Origin of the sequence: Streptomyces sp. NPDC005181 (genome assembly GCF_040608395.1) — a bacterium.
GTDB lineage: Bacteria > Actinomycetota > Actinomycetes > Streptomycetales > Streptomycetaceae > Streptomyces.
Map to the genome: position 1 here is coordinate 40,492 of NZ_JBEXID010000040.1, position 18,903 is coordinate 59,394.

An 18,903-nucleotide genomic window follows, 5' to 3' on the forward strand; every position below is an offset into this window, starting at 1 on the left:
CCGTGGACAAGAAGAACGCAATGCGCGCCGGCGCCGTGGCGGCCGGTACGACGCTGATGATGCTGCTCATGTCGTCCCCCGCGCTTGCGCTGACCCGTGACGACGGTGACGACCCGGGCTCCGGCCTGAGCGTGATGGACACGATCGGCCTCTACGTCGTGGCACCCATCGCCCTGTTCGTGATCATCGTGGGCCTGGTCATGCTCCTGGACAAGTCCAAGAAGCAGGCCTGATCCGCCGGCTGCGCGGCGCCGGGTCTGCGCAGTCCCACCAGCGCTTTTCAGGGCGCCTCGAAGTGCGTGAGCACACCGAGGCGCCCTGTTTCGCGTTCCGGGGCCGGACGGGCCGGCCCCGCCGCGGCGGCTAATGTGCGGACATGACCGAGTGGGACATCAGGAAGCTCCGGATCCTGCGCGTGCTGAGCGAGCGCGGGACCGTCACGGCAGCGGCCGAGGCGCTGCTGATGACCCCCTCGGCGGTGTCCCAGCAGCTCTCCAACCTGGCCAAGCAGCTCGGCGTACCCCTGCTGGAAGCCCAGGGCCGCCGGGTCCGGCTCACCGACGCCGCACATCTCGTACTCCGCCACGCCGAAGCGGTTTTCGCTCAACTGGAACGCGCCGACGCGGAGTTGACCGGATATCTGCAGGGCGAGGCGGGGGAGGTGCGAGTCGGGGCGTTCTCGACGGCCGTGCCCGCCCTCGTCGTGCCGACGGTCCGGCTCCTGCGCGCGGACGACCGGCCCGGACCGTTCGTACGGGTACGGGAGGCGGAGGCCGCGGAGGCGTACGAACTCCTGTCGGCCGGCGACGTCGACCTCGCGCTCTCCCTCGCCGCGCACGCGCCGACCGCCCATGATCCCCGCTTCACCCTCCTCCCCCTGCTCGCCGACCCGCTCGACGTCGCCCTCCCCACCGGACACCGGCTGGCGGACGCCCCCGGGCTACGGCTGGCCGACCTCGCCGCCGAGCCGTGGATCTTCGGCGGTTCGGGCCCCTGGTCGGAGATCACCACGGCCGCGTGCGAGGCCGCCGGGTTCGTGCCGGAGCAGGCGCACAGCGCCTCCGGGTGGACCGCGATTCTCGCCATGGTCGAAGCGGGCATGGGCGTCGCGCTGATCCCGCGGATGGCGTCGGCGGAACGCCGTAGGGGTGTGGTGATGCGCGTCCTGGAGGCGGACCTGCCCCGGCGCCACGTGGTCGCCGCGGTACGGCAGGGTGCGGAGGACGGGCCGGCGGTGGCCCGGGTCCTGGCTGCGCTTCGGCAGGTCAGCGCGGCCCGTGCCGAACCATTCAGTTGACCTGAACGAATTGTGCGAAAACTTTCGATGGACCTGATGGTCCGTTCGGTACGACAGTTCCGTACATGACCTCCGACGTGAACGAGAACCCTGCCAAGGACAACGACCCCCACGCCAACGACGCAGCCCCGTACGGCGGGGGCGACCCGTACGCCGACTACCGCACCGGCGACTTCCCCTTCACAGGCCTGGTGGACCTCGCCGACCGCCGCCTGGGTGCGGGCGTGATCGCCGCGAACGATGAGTTCTTCGCCGAGCGTGAGAACCTCCTGAACCACGAACGCGCCGTGTTCGACCCCGAGCACTTCGGACACAAGGGCAAGATCATGGACGGCTGGGAGACCCGTCGCCGCCGCGGCACCGACGCCGCACACCCCTTCCCGGCCCTCGAGGACCACGACTGGGCTCTCGTCCGACTCGGCGCCCCCGGCATCATCCGCGGCATCGTCGTCGACACCGCCCACTTCCGTGGCAACTACCCGCAGCGCGTCTCGGTCCAGGCGGCCTCGGTCGAGGGCTCGCCCAGCCCCTCGGAGCTCCTCGCCGACGACGTGAAGTGGGAGGAGATCGTCCCGCCGACCCCCGTGCGCGGCCATGCGGCCAACGGCTTCGAGATCGCCGGCGGCCGCCGCTACACCCACATCCGCCTCTGCCAGCACCCCGACGGCGGCATCGCCCGCCTCCGCGTCCACGGCGAGGTGATCCCCGACCCCGCCTGGCTGGCGACCCTCGGCACGATCGACCTGATCGCGGTCCTCAACGGCGGCGCGTACGAGGACGCCTCGGACCGCTTCTACTCCTCACCGACCCAGATCATCCTGCCCGGCACCTCCCGCAGGATGGACGACGGCTGGGAGAACCGCCGCCGCCGCGTCCGCGACACGAACGACTGGGTCCGCTTCCGCCTGGTCGCCCAGGGTGCGGTCCGCGCGGTCGAGATCGACACGGCCTGCCTCAAGGGCAACGCGGCCGGCTGGATCGCCCTCCAGGGCCGCAACGGCGAGACGGGCGAATGGTTCGGCATCATCCCCCGCACCAAGCTCCAGCCCGACACCCTCCACCGCTTCCCTCTCCGCGCGCAGGCAGTCGTCACCCACGTCCGCCTCGACGCTTTCCCGGACGGCGGAGTGGCCCGCATGCGCCTGCACGGCACCCTGACGGAGACGGGCGCCGCCGAACTGGCCGCCCGGTACGAGGAGTCGGGCGCGTAACGCCCACCGCGCAGCGAGACGTGGCCTACTCGCCCAAAGCCTCCGAAGGTACGCAGGAGAGCAGGCAAGAGGGCAGACGAAAGGGGGCGCCCCCGAAGGGGGCGCCCCCCACTCGCTGCTCAGCTGCTGCTGCGCTACGCGGTCGCCGCCGCCGCGTCCGCCGCCTGGGCCTTCAGGGCGCGTTCCACGCCCGCCCGCGACTCCGACATCAGCCGGCGCAGACCCGCGCCGGCCTCCGTCGAGGCCAGCCAGGTGTCCGTCGCGTCCAGGGTCCTCTGCGAGACCTGGAGCGACGGGTAGAGGCCGATGGCGATCTGCTGGGCCATCTCGTGGCTGCGCGAGTCCCACACGCCCTTCACCGCCGCGAAGTACTGCTCCGTGTACGGCGCCAGCAGTTCGCGCTGGTCGGTCTGGACGAAGCCGCCGATGACCGCCTCCTGGAGGGAGTTCGGGAGCTTGTCGGACTCGACGACCGAGGCCCAGGCCTCCGCCTTCGCCTCGGCCGACGGACGCGCAGCGCGGGCCGTCGCCGCGTGGCGCTCGCCCGCGGCGGTCTTGTCGCGCTCGTACTCGGCGGCGATCTCGTCCTCGTCCAGCAGGCCGACCGCGGCCAGCCGCTCCACGAACGCCCAGCGCAGCTCGGTGTCGACGGCAAGGCCCTCGATGGTCTCCGTGCCGTCCAGGAGTGCCCGCAGCAGGTCCAGCTGGTGCGGGTTGCGGGCCGTCGCCGCGAAGGCGCGGGCCCAGGCCAGCTGATGGTCGCCGGCCGGCGCCGCGGCGCGCAGGTGCGCGAGCGTCGCCTCCGTCCACTGGGTCAGGCCCGCCTCGCGGAACTCCGGCGCCGCGTAAAGGTCCAGGGCCAGCTTCACCTGGCGGTGCAGCGACTGGACGACGCCGATGTCCGACTCCTTGCTGATACCGGACAGGACGAGCGAGAGGTAGTCGCGCGTCGCCAGTTCGCCGTCGCGGGTCATGTCCCAGGCGGACGCCCAGCACAGGGCGCGCGGCAGCGACTCGGTGAAGTCGCCGAGGTGCTCGGTGACGACCCGCAGCGACTCCTCGTCGAGGCGGACCTTTGCGTACGACAGGTCGTCGTCATTGAGCAGGATGACCGCCGGACGGGCGGTGCCCGCCGGGAACGGGACCTCGGTGCGCTCGCCGTCGACGTCCAGCTCGATCCGGTTCGTGCGGACCAGCTTCCCGGCCTCGTCGAGGTCGTAGCAGCCGATCGCGATCCGGTGCGGGCGCAGCGTCGGCTCGCCCTTGGCGCCGGCGGGCAGCGCCGGGGCCTCCTGGAGGACGGTGAACGAGGTGACGTGACCGTTCCCGTCGGTGGTGATCTCCGGGCGCAGGATGTTGATGCCGGCCGTCTCCAGCCACGCCTTCGACCAGGTCTTGAGGTCGCGGCCGGAGGTCTCCTCCAGCGCGCCCAGCAGGTCGGACAGGCGGGTGTTGCCGAACGCGTGCGCCTTGAAGTACGCCTGGACGCCCTTGAAGAACTCGTCCATGCCGACGTACGCCACGAGCTGCTTCAGGACCGAGGCGCCCTTGGCGTACGTGATGCCGTCGAAGTTGACCAGGACATCGTCCAGGTCACGGATGTCCGCCATGATCGGGTGCGTCGACGGCAGCTGGTCCTGGCGGTACGCCCACGTCTTCATGGAGTTGGCGAACGTCGTCCAGGAGTGCGGCCACTTCGAGCCCTCCGCGTAGGCCTGGCAGGCGATCGACGTGTACGTGGCGAACGACTCGTTCAGCCACAGGTCGTTCCACCACTCCATGGTGACGAGGTCGCCGAACCACATGTGGGCCAGCTCGTGCAGGATCGTCTCGGCCCGCGTCTCGTACGCCGCGTCCGTCACCTTCGAACGGAACACGTACTGATCGCGGATGGTGACCGCGCCCGCGTTCTCCATCGCACCCGCGTTGAACTCGGGGACGAACAGCTGGTCGTACTTGGCGAACGGGTACGCGTAGTCGAACTTCTCCTGGAACCAGTCGAAGCCCTGCCGCGTGACGTCGAAGATCGCGTCCGCGTCGAGGAACTCGGCGAGCGACGGGCGGCAGTAGATGCCGAGCGGAACGGACTGGCCGTCCTTCTCGTAGCTGCTGTGCACCGCGTGGTACGGGCCGACGATCAGGGCCGTGATGTAGGTCGAGATGCGCGGCGTCGGCTCGAAGACCCAGACGTCGTCCTTGGGCTCCGGAGTGGGGGAGTTCGAGATGACCGTCCAGCTTGCCGGCGCCTTCACGGTGAACTGGAAGGTCGCCTTCAGGTCGGGCTGCTCGAAGCTCGCGAAGACCCGGCGCGCGTCCGGGACCTCGAACTGCGTGTAGAGGTACGCCTGCTGGTCGACCGGGTCGACGAAGCGGTGCAGGCCCTCCCCGGTGTTGGTGTAGGCACAGTCCGCGACGACCCGCAGCACGTTGGAGCCCGCGTGCAGGTGCGGCAGTGCGATCCTCGAGTCGCGGAAGACGGCCGCCACGTCCAGGGCCTTGCCGTTCAGCTCGACCTCGTGCACGGCCGGGGCGACCAGGTCGATGAAGGTCTCCGCGCCGGCTTCGGCGGAGTCGAAGCGCACGGTGGTCACGGACCGGTAGGTGCCGCCCTCCTGCGCTCCGGAGAGGTCGAGATCGATCTCGTACGCGTCCACGGTCAGCAGGCGCGCCCGCTCCTGTGCCTCTTCGCGGGTCAGATTCGTGCCAGGCACGCGGTCATCTCCTTCGATGGTGACGTTTCCGGTCATCCTTCCACGTCGATCGCTGGGAGAAGCGGAGTAGCCACTGTTTGCCTACTGCGGTAGCATGGTTGGTATGAAGATCAGTGTGAGCTTGCCGCAGGAGGATGTCGCCTTCGTCGACGAGTACGCCATGAAGACCGATGCGGATTCCCGGTCCGCCGTGATACATGCCGCCATCGAGCTGCTGCGTGTCGCCGGACTCGAGGCGGAGTACACCGAGGCGTTCGAGGAGTGGGACGCGAGCGAGGACGCCGCGCTCTGGGACCGTACGGTGGGGGACGGAATCGCCGATGCGTAGAGGCGATATCCATCTGGTCGATCTGGAGCCGGCCAGGGGCAGTGAGGCCAACAAGGTCAGACCGGCTGTGATCGTGTCCAACAACGCGGCCAACCAGTCGGCGGAGCTCAGCGGGCGAGGTGTGATCACCGTGGTGCCGCTGACGTCGAACACCGCGCGTGTTCTCACGTTCCAGGTCCTCCTCAGGGCCGACGAGAGCCGTCTGCTGAAGGACTCGAAGGTCCAGTGCGAGCAGGTCCGGGCAGTCTCTCCGGACCGTGTCCTGAAGCGGATCGGCACCGTCCCGCGCCCGCGCATGGCCGAGATCGACGCCGCCCTGCGACGGCACCTCGCGCTCTGAGGCGTGCGAACTGCGGCGCCTACGGTCTCCGGCGCATGTGAAAGGGCGGCCACCGCACACCGGTGGCCGCCCTTTCACGTACGTACAGGCGTCAGCCGTTCAGCTCGGCCGCGACCAGCTCCGCGATCTGCACGGCGTTCAGCGCCGCGCCCTTGCGCAGGTTGTCGCCGGAGACGAAGAGCGCCAGACCGTTCTCCACGGTCTCGTCGGCGCGGATGCGGCCCACGTACGACACGTCCTGGCCGGCCGCCTGGAGCGGAGTCGGGATCTCCGAGAGCTCGACGCCCTCGGCACCCGCCAGCAGCTCGTGGGCGCGCTCCACGCCGATCGGGCGGGCGAAGCGGGCGTTGATCTGGAGCGAGTGGCCGGTGAAGACCGGGACCCGGACACAGGTGCCGGACACCTTGAGCTCCGGGATCTCCAGGATCTTGCGGGACTCGTTGCGGAGCTTCTGCTCCTCGTCGGTCTCGAAGGAGCCGTCGTCGACGATCGAACCTGCCAGCGGCAGCACGTTGAAGGCGATGGGCCGCTTGTAGACGGCCGGCTCGGGGAAGTCGACGGCGCCGCCGTCATGGGTGAGCTTGTCGGCGTCGGCGATCACCTTGGACGCCTGCCCGTGCAGCTCGGAGACGCCGGCCAGGCCGGAGCCGGAGACCGCCTGGTAGCTGGTGACGACCAGCGCGTCGAGACCGGCCTCGTCGTGAAGCGGGCGGAGCACGGGCATCGCGGCCATCGTGGTGCAGTTCGGGTTCGCGATGATGCCCTTGGGGCGGTTCTTGATCGCATGTGCGTTGACTTCGGAGACGACGAGCGGAACCTCGGGGTCCTTGCGCCATGCGGAGGAGTTGTCGATCACCACGGCGCCCTGGGCGGCGACCTTCTCGGCGAGCGCCTTCGAGGTGGCGCCACCGGCGGAGAACAGCACGATGTCGAGACCCGTGTAGTCCGCGGTGGAGGCGTCCTCGACGGTGATCTCCTGGCCCTGCCACTCGATCGTGGAGCCCGCGGAGCGGGCGGAGGCGAAGAGCCGCAGCTGGTCGGTCGGGAATTTCCGCTCGGCCAGGATCCTGCGCATGACTGTGCCGACCTGACCGGTGGCGCCGACGATTCCGACCTTCACAGGGACTCCTTCAAACGTACGAACTGGCACGGTTGCCGCTCCATCATGCGTATGTCCACGGCTTCCTTGTCCAATCCATTGTCCGGCAGACGGACAGTGTCCCGGTGCGGGCCGGGCAGAGCAGTGGGGCGGGCGCTCCGCAGAGCGCCCGCCCCACTGTCGTCACCGACAATGCATCCGGGCCGTTACGGAGTGACCTTCTCGATCACGACGCTGCCGGTGCCCGCCGCGGTGCCGCGGCTGTTCACCAGCTGCACCTCGCCGAAGAACTGGCGTCCCTCGGGAGCCGCACCGCCGACCACGACCTCCGCGCCGACCTGTGCCGAAGCGCCGCTGGCCAGGTTCACGGCCTTCGACTCGTCGACCTTGAGCGTGCCGAGCGACGGGGAGTAGTACACGTCGCGGTAGTCGTACGTGGTCGTCCCGGCCGGAACCGAGTAGCCGTCCACGACGATCGTGTACGTACCGGCGGCGGGGTTCGCCAGGCTGACCGACTCCTCCGCACCCGCGGAGGTGGAGCTGCCGACCTCGGTGTTGCCCTTGAAGACGTACAGATCGATGTCGGCGTTGGCGTCCGAGGTGCCGCCGATGGCGACGTCGAGCTTCTCGACGCCCTCACCGATGGTGACCGTGGTGACCTGCTGGTCACCCGTCTTGATCGACGGGGTGGCAACCTTCGCCGAGCCCAGCGAGCCGCCCTTGAGCTTGCCCTGCAGGTCGCCCGCGGAGTTGGTGACGGTCCAGTTCACCGCGGTCGGCGTGCCGATCTTCGCCTCGGGCAGCGTCTGCACGGCCGGGTCGAAGGACGCGCCGAGCAGGCTGACATCCAGCTTGAACGGGTTGTCCAGCAGCGGCGACGTACGCCGTGACTCGACCTCGATCTCCCAGACACCGGGGGCCGGGTCGGCGTACGAGCGCACGTCCGGGCGGCAGGTGTTGGTCGGGTTGTCGTAGTTCGGGTAGCAGAACGGCGTACCGCTGTTCTCCATCTGCACCCCGTACGGGTGGATGGAGATGAACCGGGTCTGGCTGCCCGAGCGCAGCGCGCTCATCGCGACCTCGAGGGTCCTGGAGCCCTCAGGCACGTTCACGAAGTACGACGTGGTGCCGTTGCGCTGCACCGAGCCGGACGCAGTGAACGCGTAGGCGGGCTTCACCAGGTCCTTGGCGACGACGACCGTGGCGAGGATCTGCTGGTCCACACCGGAGGTCTTCGCGTTATCGACCTGCAGGATCGCGCTGTGCACGCCCGCGCTGCCCGGCTTCGCCTGGACCTTGACAGTCACCGGCTTGCCCAGCGGCAGCGAGACGGTGCTGCTGCCGGTCAGGGAGAAGGTGCCGTCGTTGTTCTTCCAGGACAGCTTGTGCGCGACGGCCTTGTCCGGGCCCGTGGTGCGGGTGACCGTGACGTCGTACGACTTCTTCTGGCCGGCCTTCAGGCCGCCCTCGCGGTCGTACAGGCCGGTACCGAAGCCGGGGGTCTTCAGCGCGAAGTCGATCGCCGTGTCGACCGGGGCCTTCACGGAGTACTCGTGCGCCGGGGAACCCTGCTTCTCGATCTGCTTCCAGGCGCCGACGATGTTGATCAGGCCGGAACCCTGGGCGTGCGCGGGCACACCCTGGATGTGGGTCGCGGTGCTGGTCAGCGCGGTACGCAGGTCGGCCGGGGGCAGCTCGATGTGCTTCTGCTTCGCGGCGGACAGCAGCAGCGCGGTCGCACCGGCGGCCTGCGGCGAGGACATCGAGGTGCCCTGCAGCATGGAGTAACCGACCGGAAGCGAGTAGCCCGCCTCCTTGACCGGGCCACCGGGCAGCCAGGTCTGGGTCGTGTTGATCGACGCACCCGGAGCCGTCAGGATCGGCGCGAAGCCGCCGTCCTCACGCGGACCACGGGACGAGAACGGCAGCATGTCGTACTTCTTGGTGACGTTGGAGCCGTAGTTGGCGGCCCAGGTCTCCTTGGAGATGGACGCGCCGACGGAGATGACGTGGTCGGCGAGGCCGGGGTCACCGATGGTGTTCACACCCGGGCCCTCGTTGCCGGCCGAGATGACCAGCTGGACGCCGTAGGTGTCGATGAGCCGCTTGTACAGCGCGGCGCGGGCGTTGTTGCCGTCGTTGAGCGGCGGCAGGCCACCGATCGACATGTTGACGACATCGACACCACGGTTCACGACGAGGTCGATCATGCCCTCGGTGAGCGCGATGTTGGTGCAGCCGCCGGACCAGGTGCAGGCGCGCGAGGAGACGATCTTCGCGCCGGGCGCGGCGCCGTTCATCTTGCCGCCGAAGAGCCCGTTGGCGGAGGTGATGCCGGCGACGTGGGTGCCGTGCTCGGACTCGATGACACCGATGTTGACGAAGTCGGACGTGTCGCCGGCCGCGTTGTAGACCACATTCTTGCGGGTCTCGACGACGAACGGGATGCGCTCGACCACCTCGGTCCGCGGGTCGTCCGTGCCGAAGTAGGAGACCTGGTGCTTCTCCTTGTACGGCTTCAGGACGGCGTCGTCGGTGAAGTCGGCGTCGTTGTTCAGGTCGACGCGGGTGGTGCCGGTGACCGGGTCGTAGAGCACGGCCCAGGTGTCGGTGGTGTCACCGTCACGGTTGAGGTCGCCCGCCATGTCGCCACCCTTGGTGGCGTCCTCGGAGAAGAGCTGGATCTTGTACGAGCCCTCGGGCGCCGAGTACGTACGGTCCTGGTACGTGAACGTCGGGCCGGACACGGCGTCCGTCATCTGCAGCCAGGTGCCGTCGCCGTCGTCGACCGGGTCGGTGGCCGTCACCCAGTCGACGATCTTGCGCTCGCCGGTGGTGGTCTTCCGGAGCGCCGGGTGACCGAGGTCGACACCCGAGTCCAGGATGCCGATGGTCACGCCGCGGCCGTCGGCCTTCGGGTGCTGCTGGACGAAGTCGACCGCACCCGTCTCGAAGGACGGGTTGTACGGGTTCTTCGCCGGCGTCTTCTTGCTGGGCGCCGGGTAGCTGCCCGTGGTCTGCGTCTTCGCTCCGGCGGCCCGGTCGCCCACGGGCGTCGGGTCGTCGAGCATGATCTCCTGCTTGAGATCGATGCCGTGGACGGACGTCAGCTTCGAGGCCGCCTTGATGGTCGCCTCGGCGGTCGCGGTCGGTACGGTCGCGCGTACGTAACCGAGCTTGTCGTACGTACGACCCAGCACGGACCCCTTCACGGCGTCCAGCTGCTCGGCCACCTGCTCGGTCGCACCGGGCGCGGTGGCGACCATCATGGTGACGTTCTTCTGGCCCTTGGCCTTCGCCATGGTCAGTACATCGGCGTCGGCCGCGCCGAGCTTGTCGCTCGAGGCGGCTGCCTTCACGGGGGCATCGGCCGGATCGTCGGCGGCGAAGACCGGGGCCGCGCCGGAGGCGGCCAGTGCGGCCACCAGACCGGCGGCGGCCGCGACTCGGGCCACGCGTCTCGCCCCGGATATGGAGCTGGGGGATTCGGAGGTCATCAGCATCCCTGTATGTGAAAGAGAAAGTCCGGAATTCGGTACCGGATGACCGCTCAGCCTTTCGTAAATAACGTGGGTTTGTGGAGGGTTGAGGGAGGCGAGATGCGGTCATGGCGTACTTCCGCCATGGGGGCTGATGTGCCAGGAGGGACGAAAGGGTCGATAACTGCCCTGTCACCGGGGCAGGATGACCACATACGCGGCGGGTTCGCGGTCGGCCGCCGCCATCAGCGCGGTGCGCACCACGGTCGCCTGCTGCTCCTGCGCGATGCGCAGCTTCCTCGGCGTGAGGTGGACGACGGTGACCCCGAGCCGCTCCAGATGCTCCCGCTCGGCGGCGTACGCGAACCACCCGGCATCGTGCTCCTCCTGGCGCCGGTCGTCGTCGAGCGTGCTGTGCAGGGGTGCCCGGGCGTCGAGTTCGACAGCGACGGCCTGGTCGGGCCAGTAGGCGTCCACCCCGCCGAGGTGCGGGCCGCCCGGCAGCCGCAGGTCCACATTCCAGAGCGGCTCCGGCAGGTCGTACGTCCGCACCATCTCGTACAGCCGGTTCTCCGCCAGCGCCCGCCCCTCGGCGAGCAGCGAGTCGACGGCGTTCACGATGTGCGGTCGCCCCAGCAGCTTGCTGCGGCTCAGCTCACGTACGACCGCGGCGGGTTCGCAGTGCCCGCCGCGGACCGCCTCGGTGAGCAGCAGCCGTACGGCGCCAGTGTCCCCGAGGCCGGTGACCGCATCCGCGAGTGCCCGTGCCACGGGGGCCACCGGCAGGCCGGCGAGCTGCTCGGGGCGGGGCAGTTCGGTCGTCCGCACCACGTGCACGTACCGGACGGACCGCAGCCGCCGGGTGCGCGGCACCAGCACGTCGATCCGGTAGAGCGAACTCATCGGCGGTACGAGAGAGAACCCGTGGAGGGCGAGCGCGGCCGGGCCGGTGACCATGGCCTCGCCGTACCCGGTCGACCGCGCCGCGCCGCCCTGCGCGGGGACGGTACGCCGCCGCCCGACGTACAGCAGGGCGGACCGCAGGCGCTCCTCGCCGGTGGGCGGTCCTGGGTGCAGCACATACACGCCGGGCAACGGCTGCTGCCACGGACCGCCGGCCCGGCACTGCGCGGCAGCCCGTGCGGGGGACACGCCGAGTGTCTTCAACTGCTCGACGGACAGCACGCGTTGCCGTTCGCCGACGGGGAGGCGGAAGTGACAGGGGGAGAGAGGGGTGTTCTGGGTCATGCTCCGGGGTATGCCGCAGGCCGCGGTGCGGCTAACCCCTGTTACACGCCCGTCGACAATTCAGGACAATGCCGTCCTAAAGTACGGACGTTCGACAACCGAAAAGCCCGATCCTGCCGGGGATTGTGCGTCCCGTCAGCCCACGCGGGCCACTCCGGTCCGCCTCGGCCGATTCCGCCGGCCCCGGCCCCGGACGGGCCGAAAATCAAGCCCGTCCGGGGATTGAGGGCAACGCTGCCGTGCTCGCCCCGGGGCGCCCCGTCAGAGGCCGGCCCCCGCCCCCGCGTCACACGCCTGCGCCCGCAGCGCCCGCGCCAGATCGTCCCGCGCCTCCAGCACCAGCCGACGCAACGCCGGCGCCGCATCCGCATGCGCCTCCAGCCAGGCGTCCGCCGCCGCCAGCGTCGCCGGGTCGTCCTGCAGCGCCGGGAACAGCCCCTTGACCACGGACATCCCGATCTGGATCGACCGCTCGGCCCACACCCGTTCGATCGCATCGAAGTACCGGGCTGCGTACGGCGCCAGCAACTCCCGCTGCGACGACTGCCCGAACCCTGCGATCGTCGCCTCCACCAGCGCGTTGGACAGCGCGTCCGACTCCACCACGGCCGCCCACGCCTGCGCCTTGACCGCTGCCGACGGCCGCGAGGCCAGGCACCGCACCTGGTGCCGCTTGCCGGACGCCGTGTCGTCCCGGGCCAGTTCGGCATTTATCACCGACTCGTCGGCGACCCCGTGCGCGGCCAGCGAGGACAGGAACGCCCACCGCAGCTCCTGGTCGACCTCCAGCCCGTCGATCCGCGCGGACTCCCCCAGCAGCGAGGACAGCAGCTGGAAGTCCGCGTCCGAGTCCGCGACCGCCGCGAAGAAGCGCGCCCACGCCAGCTGGTGCTCGCTCCCCGGCTCGGCGATCCGCAGCTCCCTCAGCGCACCCTCGGCCAGCGCCCGTCCGCCCTCCTCACGCCACCCGGGGGTGGCGTAGTGGACGAGCGCGGTCCGGGTCCAGGCGTGCAGCATCTGCAGGACGCCGATGTCGGACTCCTGGCCGCAGAAGGCCAGCACGAGCGAGATGAAGTCCTGGGCCGGCATCAGCCCGTCCCGCGTCAGGTTCCACAGCGCGGACCAGCACAGCGCCCGCGCCAGCGGGTCGGTGATGTCCCCGAGGTGCGCGCGCAGGGTGGCGAGGGACGCCTCGTCGAAGCGGACCTTGCAGTACGTGAGGTCGTCGTCGTTGACGAGGATCAGCTCGGGCCGCTCGACACCGGCCAGCGCGGTGACCACCGTGCGTGGCCCCGCCACATCCACCTCGGCGCGCGCGTACCGCACCAGGTCGCCGCGGGTCGTGCGGCGGTACAGACCGACCGCGACCCGGTGCGGCCGCAGCTCGGGGTGCGAGTCGGCGGCCTCCTGGAGCACTGCCAGTTCGGTGATCCGGTCCGCCGCGCCGTACGTCACCACCGGCGTCAGCGAGTTGACGCCGGCCGTCTGCAGCCACGACCGCGACCAGGTGACCATGTCCCGCCCGGACGTCTCGGCCAGCACCGACAGCAGGTCGCCCAGCTGCGTGTTGCCGTACGCATGCTTCTTGAAGTAGCGCCGGGCACCCTCCAGGAACGCGTCCCGTCCCGCGTACGCCACCAGCTGCTTCAGCACCGACGCACCCTTGGCGTACGTGATGCCGTCGAAGTTCAGCTTGGCGTCCTCCAGGTCACGGATGTCGGCCGTGATCGGGTGCGTGGACGGCAGCTGGTCGGCGCGGTACGCCCAGGACTTGCGGTTGTTGGCGAAGGTGATCCAGCCGTCCTTGAAGCGGGTCGACTCCACCATGGCGAAGACGCCCATGAAGTCGGCGAACGACTCCTTCAGCCACAGGTCGTCCCACCACTGCATGGTGACGAGGTCGCCGAACCACATGTGCGCCATCTCGTGCAGGATGACGTTGGCGCGGCTCTCGTACGACGCCTGCGTCACCTTGCCGCGGAAGATGTACTCCTCGCGGAACGTGACACAGCCCGGGTTCTCCATCGCGCCGAGGTTGTACTCGGGTACGAACGCCTGGTCGTACTTCCCGAACGGGTACGGGTAGTCGAAGTTGTCGTGGAAGAAGTCCAGGCCCTGCTTGGTGACGAGGAAGATGTCGTCCGCGTCGAAGTGCCGGGCGAGCCCCTTGCGGCAGAGCGCACCGAGCGGGATGTCCAGCGTCGTGCCGTCGTCGAAGGTACGACTGTACGAGTCGGTCACATAGTGGTACGGACCGGCGACGACCGCCGTGATGTACGTCGAGATCGACTTCGTCTCGGCGAACCGCCAGACCCCGCCGTCCCGGGACTCCTCGGCCCCGTTGCTCCAGACCGTCCACCCCTCGGGCGCCGCCACCTCGAAGCGGAAGGGGGCCTTCAGGTCGGGCTGCTCGAAGTTCGCGAAGACGCGCCGCGCGTCGGCCGGCTCGTACTGCGTGTAGAGGTAGACCTCGCCGTCCTCCGGGTCGACGAACCGGTGCATGCCCTCGCCGGTCCGGCTGTACGCGCACTGCGCGTCGACCACCAGGACGTTCTCGCCCTCCGGCAGATCGTCCAGCGCCACCCGTGTCCCGTCGAAGACGACGGCGGGGTCGAGTGCCTGCCCGTTCAAGGTCACCGAGGTCACGCTCGGCGCCAACAGATCGGCGAAGGTCGACGCGCCCGCCCGCGCGGAGCGGAACCGGATCGTGGTCACCGAGCGGAAGGTCCGGGGGCCGACCGTCCGGTCCCCCCCGTCGCCCTCGGGATCACCGATCGCGGACCGCAGGTCGAGCACGACGTCGTATCCGTCGACGGTCAGCAGCTCGGCCCGCTCGCGGGCTTCCTCGCGGGACAGGTTTTGACCGGGCACAGGTGCACTCCTTTGTGTCACGTTCGAACAGTTTGATCCTCCCATGTGTCTCCCGGCCCGGGCGCGCGGGAATGGCAGGGCCGTTCGGCGGTGTTCTCGCGCACAGGTGCGATCGCCTCTTGAGGAGAGACATGTCTGAGAACGCCACGGCCAACGGCAAGACGCCCGCCGATTTCTGGTTCGACCCGCTCTGCCCCTGGGCGTGGATGACCTCCCGCTGGATGCTGGAGGTGGAGAAGGTCCGCGACGTCGAGGTCCGCTGGCATGTGATGAGCCTTGCCGTCCTCAACGAGAACAGGCTCGACGAGCTGCCCGACGAGTACCGCGACATGCTGGAGACCAAGGCCTGGGGTCCGGTCCGCGTCGTCGTCGCCGCCCGGGAGAAGCACGGCGACGACATCGTCGGCCCGCTGTACACCGCGCTCGGCACCCGCTTCCACAACCAGGGCGAGGGCCCCACCCGTGAGGCGATCGTGGCGGCGCTCGAAGACGTCGGCCTGCCGGCCGAGCTCGCGGAGTACGCCGACTCGGACGCGTACGACGCGGAGCTGCGCGCCTCCCACAAGGAGGGCATCGACAAGGTCGGCCAGGACGTCGGCACCCCGGTCATCGCCGTGCCGGGCTCCGACGGCGAGCAGATCGCCTTCTTCGGCCCGGTCGTGACCCCCGCCCCGAAGGGTGAGGACGCGGCGAAGCTGTGGGACGGCACGCTGCTGGTGGCGTCGATCCCGGGCTTCTACGAGATCAAGCGGACCCGGACGCAGGGCCCGATCTTCGACTGACCTACCCACCCGGTGCGGGTTCCGGCCACTGCCCGGAACCCGCACCGCGCTGCGTCACGCGTACAGCTGGGCGGGCTTCGGCAGCTGCCCGGCCACCCGGTGGAGCATCCGGACGGGTCCGGCAATCGGCTCCGGAGGGGCAACAGCCAGACCGTTCAGCGGAGTTCGTGGCGGTCCGCCCATGCCGCGACGGTTGTGGCGATCAGCAGCGGATGGTCCTCCGGACTGTGGTGTCCGGCGGCCACGTCGTGGTGCTCGATTTCGAGGCCGGCGATGTTCGCCGCGCACCAGTCGACAGTCTCCGGGCCCGTCATGGCTCCCGGTCCGGGCTCGAAGGTGAGCAGCAGTTTCGGCACGTCCGCGCTGGTCGCCAGCCATGCGTCGTACGCCTCGATCCTGGCCACGACGTCCGCGGGTTCGCCGCCCAGCGGCATCGATCGCGGCCACTGCAGCAACGGACGGCGGCTTTCCCTGGTGGGATACGGCCTGAGATAGATGTCCACGTCGCGCTGGTCGAGAGGGGTGGCGACGGTATCGGGCAGCGTCTGCTCGATGAAGGCGTTGTCGTCGAGGATCATGGACTCACCCACTCCTTGCGTCTTCATCGCCTCGAAGAGCGGACGGCCACCTTCCGGGAGCTCCTGCCAGGACATCGGCTTGACGATGGTCTCGCTGAACGCGATGCCCCCTCGACCACGATCCGGTCCGGCGGTTCGGGCGGCGGCGACCCGTACCGTGCGGTGTAGCGGTGCACGCCTTCGGCCACGCGGAGCGGGTCGGCACGGACCGTGGCGGTGCCTTCGAGCGTGATCCAGCGGAAGCCCGCCGCCTGGCAGAGGACGGCGCGGCTGCCCGGAGCGGCGACCAGGTTCCTGGCCTTGCGCGAGGAGGCCATCGTCATGACGCGCGCCAGGCCGGCGGCGCCGTCCCAGGTGAAGCGGACGGGCACCACGTGCGGCGAGCCGTCGGGCCGGATGGTGGTCAAGGTGGCGAGGAGCGGCTCGGCGAGGAACGCCTCCACCGAGCCGGGCAGTGGTTTCACAGTGCGTCGGCGCCGTCGAGCGCGGTGCGCAGGCTCTCCGGTTCGGCAAGATCGGCCCGCTGGTGCTGCACGCCGTCGGGCAGATGCGCCGGAGGCCGCCGGGAGACAGCCGTCACCTGCTCACCGGCCGAGGCGAGAATCCGCACGAGCTCCCGCCCGACGTTTCCGGTCGCACCCGTTGCAACGATCATGAGGACCCCCGAGTTAGTTAGTTGGCTGACTTAGTCATGACCATAGCCGGTCGCCTGTCGCCCGTCTACAGTTAGTCAGGTGACTCACTCAAAAGGTGTCCGGCAGCCGTCGGGCAAGCGGGAAAGGCTGGCGGCCGCCGCGGCCCAGGTCCTGCACGAGCAAGGTGTCGAACAGACCACGATCGCCGACATCGCGCGAGCGGCCGACGTCCCGTTGGGCAACGTCTACTACTACTTCAAGACCAAGGATCAGCTCGTCGAGGCGGCGATCGACGCGCACGCACAGAGCCTGAGGTCGATGATCGGCGTGCTCGACGAGCTTCCCGCGCCCCAGGACAGGCTCAAGGCACTCCTGAACGGCTGGGTCGAGCAGCGCGAGCTCACGGCTCGGTACGGCTGTCCGACCGGAACGATGGCCTCGGAACTCGACAAGAGGGCCGACGGTCTCGACCAGTCGGTCGCCCAGGTCATTCAGGTGCTGCTCGACTGGGTCGAGCAGCAGTTCCAGGCGATGGGCCGCAGTGACTCCCGTGAACTCGCGGTCGCTCTGATCGCCGCCTACCAGGGGATCTCGCTGCTCACCAACACCTTCCGCGATCCTGAACTGATGGCCGCCGAGGGCCGCCGGCTGGAACGCTGGATCGACTCGCTCGCCTGACGGCTCGCCAGAGGTGAGCGACCGAGGATGTCCTTCGCGGGGTGACGGGCGGAACCGTCAGGCGTCGAGCCGGCTCGTGATCTCGACCGGGTCACCGACGGCCACCACACCTTCGCGGATCACCGCGTTCTTCACGCCGAAGCTGACCTTGTTGCCGTAGTCGGGTTCGCGGCGGTACGTCGCCAGGGTACGGACCGGCTCCGGGCCCGCCCGGAGGCCGGTCGACTGGTCCACCAGCGGGACGTTGCACCGCATTGCCCTGACGGAGTAGGCCAGTTCGGCCGATCCGATGACCATCCGGCGTACCCGGTCCTCGAAGTGCGGCTCGTCGGAGCCGGACAGGACGATGTTCGGGCGGAACCGGTCCATCGGTACGCCGGCCGCGTCACCCCGGGCCTCGATACGGGCGTTGAGGCCGGCCAGCGACGCGGTGGAGGCGACCAGCACGGCATGGGCGTCGGCGAAGGCGACCTTGCCGGGGGTCTCGCCCCAGCCGTCCCGGTCGAAGCCGGGCGCGACCCGTACCAGCCGGGACCTCGCACCGAGCACCTCCGAGAACCACTCGGCGACCGCGTCCCCCTGGTCGCACGCCTCGCCGAGCGGACGGTCGAACATACTGACCGCGCGGCGCGGGCCGTCCAGGTCGACGTGCAGCTTCAGGGGCTCCAGGTCCTGCGCGGAGAGAGCCAACACGGCGCCGCCGTCCAGGACTTCGGCCCTGACTGCAGCCATCGCGGGGTGTGTCCGCTGACTGCGGAACGCGCCGTCCTCGGCGTCCACCACCATGAACGTACGGTCGTGCGCGAGACCGGTCCCGGTGATCTCCGCCCGGTCGACCGGGACCGGCCCGCAGCCCTTGACGGGGTAGTACGCCAGTCCCTGAACGGTGATGGTCATGACGTCCCCTCCTGGGCAGCCGCTTCGAGTGCGTCGACGCTGCCGGACATGATCGTGCGGATGTGCCGGGTGATGAGCTCGATGGGCCAGTCCCACCAGGCGACGGCGAGGAGCCGGGTGACGGTCTCGTCGTCGTAGCGGGTACGGATCAGCCGCACCGGGTTGCCGCCGACGATGCCGTAGTCCGGGACGTCGCCGACGACGACCGAGCCGGCACCGATGATGGCGCCGTGTCCGATCCGCGCACCCGGCAGGACCGTCGAGCCGTAGCCGAGCCAGACATCGTTGCCCACGACGGTGTCGCCCCGGTTCGGCAGTCCGGTGAGCAGGTCGAAGTGGTCGGCCCAGGAGCCGCCCATCGTGGGGAACGGGAACGTGGAGGGGCCGTCCATACGGTGGTTGGCGCCGTTCATGAGGAACCGTATTCCGGTCCCGAGCGCACAGAACTTTCCGATGACGAGCTTCTCCGGGCCGTAGTGATACAGCACATTGCGGGTCTCGAAGGCGGTCGCGTCATCGGGGTCGTCGTAGTACGAGTAGGCGCCGACCTCGATCAGCTCCGACGTCACCAGGGGCTTCAGCAGGACCACGCGCGGCTGTCCGGGCATGGGGTGCACAGCGGTGGGGTCGGCGGGGACCGGGCTCATGGCGTCCATCATCGCATTCACCCCGCAGGACATACGTTTTTTCGGGGCTCGCTCGATGCCGAGGAGGGCCGATGCCATGACGCCGGCGCAAGGTACGGGGCG

General features: G+C 69.6%; 17 protein-coding genes. 7 read left to right on the forward strand and 10 right to left on the reverse strand.

Annotated features, from left to right (window positions below; all coding sequences use genetic code 11):
* Window positions 1-2 precede the first annotated feature (2 nt).
* The 3 genes from ABZV38_RS24085 (at window position 3) to alc (ending at window position 2,508) form a co-directional block, all read left to right on the forward strand.
* Window positions 3-233: a hypothetical protein gene (locus ABZV38_RS24085; RefSeq protein WP_078878836.1), complete on the forward strand. Its 231-nt coding sequence runs from the start codon at window positions 3-5 to the stop codon at window positions 231-233.
* Between the two features lie 143 nt (window positions 234-376).
* The gene (locus ABZV38_RS24090) at window positions 377-1,297 is read left to right on the forward strand and encodes a LysR substrate-binding domain-containing protein (protein ID WP_356330089.1); all 921 of its coding nucleotides are present in this window, start codon (window positions 377-379) and stop codon (window positions 1,295-1,297) included.
* Between the two features lie 65 nt (window positions 1,298-1,362).
* Window positions 1,363-2,508, forward strand: a complete 1,146-nt coding sequence (alc, locus tag ABZV38_RS24095; protein WP_356330091.1) for an allantoicase — start codon at window positions 1,363-1,365, stop codon at window positions 2,506-2,508.
* Window positions 2,509-2,642: 134 nt separating this feature from the next.
* On the opposite strand, the gene pepN (ABZV38_RS24100) is transcribed toward alc, so the two are convergent.
* The gene (gene pepN / locus ABZV38_RS24100; RefSeq protein WP_356330092.1) at window positions 2,643-5,219 is read right to left on the reverse strand and encodes an aminopeptidase N; all 2,577 of its coding nucleotides are present in this window, start codon (window positions 5,217-5,219) and stop codon (window positions 2,643-2,645) included.
* Between the two features lie 103 nt (window positions 5,220-5,322).
* Here pepN (ABZV38_RS24100) and ABZV38_RS24105 point away from each other — a divergent pair, with 103 nt between their 5' ends.
* The gene (locus tag ABZV38_RS24105) at window positions 5,323-5,547 is read left to right on the forward strand and encodes a ribbon-helix-helix domain-containing protein (protein WP_030921349.1); all 225 of its coding nucleotides are present in this window, start codon (window positions 5,323-5,325) and stop codon (window positions 5,545-5,547) included.
* The gene (locus ABZV38_RS24110; RefSeq protein ID WP_356330094.1) at window positions 5,540-5,887 is read left to right on the forward strand and encodes a type II toxin-antitoxin system PemK/MazF family toxin; all 348 of its coding nucleotides are present in this window, start codon (window positions 5,540-5,542) and stop codon (window positions 5,885-5,887) included. The genes ABZV38_RS24105 and ABZV38_RS24110 overlap by 8 nt, the downstream gene beginning before the upstream one ends.
* Before the next feature lie 91 nt (window positions 5,888-5,978).
* Here the strand turns inward: ABZV38_RS24110 and ABZV38_RS24115 are convergent, their stop codons facing one another.
* The 4 genes from ABZV38_RS24115 to pepN (ABZV38_RS24130) form a co-directional block, all read right to left on the reverse strand.
* Window positions 5,979-7,007, reverse strand: a complete 1,029-nt coding sequence (locus tag ABZV38_RS24115) for an aspartate-semialdehyde dehydrogenase (RefSeq protein ID WP_356330096.1) — start codon at window positions 7,005-7,007, stop codon at window positions 5,979-5,981.
* 185 nt (window positions 7,008-7,192) lie between these two features.
* Window positions 7,193-10,489 (reverse strand): S8 family serine peptidase, encoded by a 3,297-nt coding sequence (locus ABZV38_RS24120; RefSeq protein WP_356330098.1) that lies wholly within the window; start codon window positions 10,487-10,489, stop codon window positions 7,193-7,195.
* 168 nt (window positions 10,490-10,657) lie between these two features.
* Entirely contained in the window at window positions 10,658-11,713 is a 1,056-nt protein-coding gene (locus ABZV38_RS24125) for a hypothetical protein (protein WP_356330100.1), read from the reverse strand.
* Between the two features lie 261 nt (window positions 11,714-11,974).
* The gene (gene pepN, locus ABZV38_RS24130) at window positions 11,975-14,584 is read right to left on the reverse strand and encodes an aminopeptidase N (protein ID WP_356330102.1); all 2,610 of its coding nucleotides are present in this window, start codon (window positions 14,582-14,584) and stop codon (window positions 11,975-11,977) included.
* 131 nt (window positions 14,585-14,715) lie between these two features.
* Between pepN (ABZV38_RS24130) and ABZV38_RS24135 the strand changes: the two genes are divergently transcribed.
* Window positions 14,716-15,366 (forward strand): DsbA family protein, encoded by a 651-nt coding sequence (locus tag ABZV38_RS24135; protein WP_356330103.1) that lies wholly within the window; start codon window positions 14,716-14,718, stop codon window positions 15,364-15,366.
* A gap of 155 nt (window positions 15,367-15,521) precedes the next feature.
* Here the strand turns inward: ABZV38_RS24135 and ABZV38_RS24140 are convergent, their stop codons facing one another.
* Genes ABZV38_RS24140 through ABZV38_RS24150 form a run of 3 tightly spaced genes read right to left on the reverse strand, consistent with a single transcriptional unit; the run spans window position 15,522 to window position 16,599 of the window.
* On the reverse strand, window positions 15,522-16,019 hold the full coding sequence (locus ABZV38_RS24140) for a hypothetical protein (RefSeq protein WP_356330105.1): 498 nt from the start codon (window positions 16,017-16,019) through the stop codon (window positions 15,522-15,524).
* Complete coding sequence (locus ABZV38_RS24145; RefSeq protein ID WP_356330107.1) at window positions 15,968-16,408, reverse strand: TIGR03618 family F420-dependent PPOX class oxidoreductase; 441 nt, start codon at window positions 16,406-16,408, stop codon at window positions 15,968-15,970. The genes ABZV38_RS24140 and ABZV38_RS24145 overlap by 52 nt, the downstream gene beginning before the upstream one ends.
* Window positions 16,405-16,599: an NAD(P)H-binding protein gene (locus tag ABZV38_RS24150; protein ID WP_356330109.1), complete on the reverse strand. Its 195-nt coding sequence runs from the start codon at window positions 16,597-16,599 to the stop codon at window positions 16,405-16,407. Before ABZV38_RS24150 ends, ABZV38_RS24145 begins: the two co-directional genes overlap by 4 nt.
* A gap of 79 nt (window positions 16,600-16,678) precedes the next feature.
* Between ABZV38_RS24150 and ABZV38_RS24155 the strand changes: the two genes are divergently transcribed.
* Window positions 16,679-17,257 (forward strand): TetR/AcrR family transcriptional regulator, encoded by a 579-nt coding sequence (locus ABZV38_RS24155; RefSeq protein WP_356330110.1) that lies wholly within the window; start codon window positions 16,679-16,681, stop codon window positions 17,255-17,257.
* Between the two features lie 57 nt (window positions 17,258-17,314).
* Here the strand turns inward: ABZV38_RS24155 and ABZV38_RS24160 are convergent, their stop codons facing one another.
* Window positions 17,315-18,154, reverse strand: a complete 840-nt coding sequence (locus ABZV38_RS24160; RefSeq protein ID WP_356330112.1) for an MOSC N-terminal beta barrel domain-containing protein — start codon at window positions 18,152-18,154, stop codon at window positions 17,315-17,317.
* Entirely contained in the window at window positions 18,151-18,801 is a 651-nt protein-coding gene (locus tag ABZV38_RS24165; RefSeq protein ID WP_356330114.1) for a CatB-related O-acetyltransferase, read from the reverse strand. Before ABZV38_RS24165 ends, ABZV38_RS24160 begins: the two co-directional genes overlap by 4 nt.
* Window positions 18,802-18,903 lie beyond the last annotated feature (102 nt).